At 74.9% G+C, this 1300-nt stretch carries 1 protein-coding gene; it reads left to right on the top strand.

Annotation, left to right across the window (positions count from 1 at the left end):
- The first annotated feature begins 123 nt into the window (after nt 1-123).
- On the top strand, nt 124-1266 hold the full coding sequence (locus ABD308_RS10795; RefSeq protein ID WP_344331551.1) for a hypothetical protein: 1143 nt from the start codon (nt 124-126) through the stop codon (nt 1264-1266).
- Nucleotides 1267-1300 lie beyond the last annotated feature (34 nt).

The following is a 1300-nucleotide window of genomic DNA, read 5'->3' as shown; positions in this document are numbered from 1 at the left end:
CCCCTCCCTGAGGGACCGGGCCCGCCCCGTCGGCCGCCGCCCACCGGCTCACCCCGGACCCGGGCGGAACCGCGGGGCGGGCACACCGCGCAGGCCGCCCGTGATTCCTCCCACCCAAGGGGTATGCCCATGCACGCCGGCACCGCCGTACCACCGGTGAGAACCGTCCCCGCCGACCGCGCGCTGCGCGCCGTCCGCGCCCTGCTGCTCGTCCTCGCCATGCTGGCCGCCCTGGTGGGCGTCAGCCTTCCGGCGGCCGGCGCGGCGCACGCCGCCGTGCCCGACCGCTGGGGCTTCGCGTACCTCGACAACCCGGCGCCGCCGTGGCCGGCCTACGTGCCCGACACCACCCGGCAGTGGGGCAGCTGGTCGTCCCCGGCCGCCAACCCGGTGAAGGTCGATCACATCGGGGTCGGGTCCTACATCGTGCACTTCCCGCTGATCGCCGGCCCCGGCGGCATCGCGCACGTGACGGCTGTCGGCCGCACCGGCGGCTGGTGCCAGGTCAGGGGCTGGGTGACGGCCGGCAGCGGGCAGGACGTCGGGGTGGCCTGCTACCGGCCGGGCGGCGCGCCCGAGGACAGCCGGTTCACCGTCCTCTACACCACCAGCAGCGGGGTGCCGGCGCCCGCCGTCGGCGGCTACGGCTACGTCCACTCGAACACCACCGGCGCGGTGATCACCCAGTACAACTCGACCGGCGCCACCAACGCGGTCGGCTACGGCGGGCCCGGTGTCTGGAAGGTCTGGCTGCCCGGCCTGGGCCAGGCCACCCCGGCCGGGAACATCGAGGTCACCGCCGTCGACATGGCCAACGCCGCGCGCTGCAAGGTCGGCGACTGGGCGCCGTCGGCGGGCGGCCAGACCGTCATCGTCAACTGCTACAACGCCGCCAACGCCCCGTTCGACACCCGCTGGACGCTGAGCTACTCGGAGAAGCGGGCCGTGCACGGGGCGGCGCTGCCGCCCAAGTCCTACGGCTACCTGTGGTTCAACGGCGGCGTGCCGGCCGGGACGAACTTCAACTCCTCCGGCGGGGTCAACACGCTCGCCGGGTCCGTCCCCTACAACGTCACCATGCCGAACATCGCCGTCCCCTCGGACACCGCGCAGGTCACCGCCTTCGGCCCCGGCCCGGACTACTGCGGCCTGGCCCTCCCCTGGACCCGCAGCTCCGGCACGGTGAACCTCAACCCGCTGTGCTTCAACGGCTCCGGCTCGCCGGTCCCGTCCCGCTTCCTCACCGCCTTCACCTCGGCGTCCTGATCCCGCCGGTCCCGCCGACGGCCGGGCCCGGGCG

The organism is Kitasatospora putterlickiae (assembly GCF_039527695.1).
GTDB lineage: Bacteria > Actinomycetota > Actinomycetes > Streptomycetales > Streptomycetaceae > Kitasatospora > Kitasatospora putterlickiae.
The sequence above is the reverse complement of the archived record's forward strand: the minus strand, read 5'-3'. Positions and strand labels throughout refer to the sequence as shown.

Coding starts and splice junctions, on each gene's coding strand:
- ABD308_RS10795 (WP_344331551.1), top strand. CDS start 124: ATGCCCATGCACGCCGGCACCGCCGTACCACCGGTGAGAACCGTCCCC.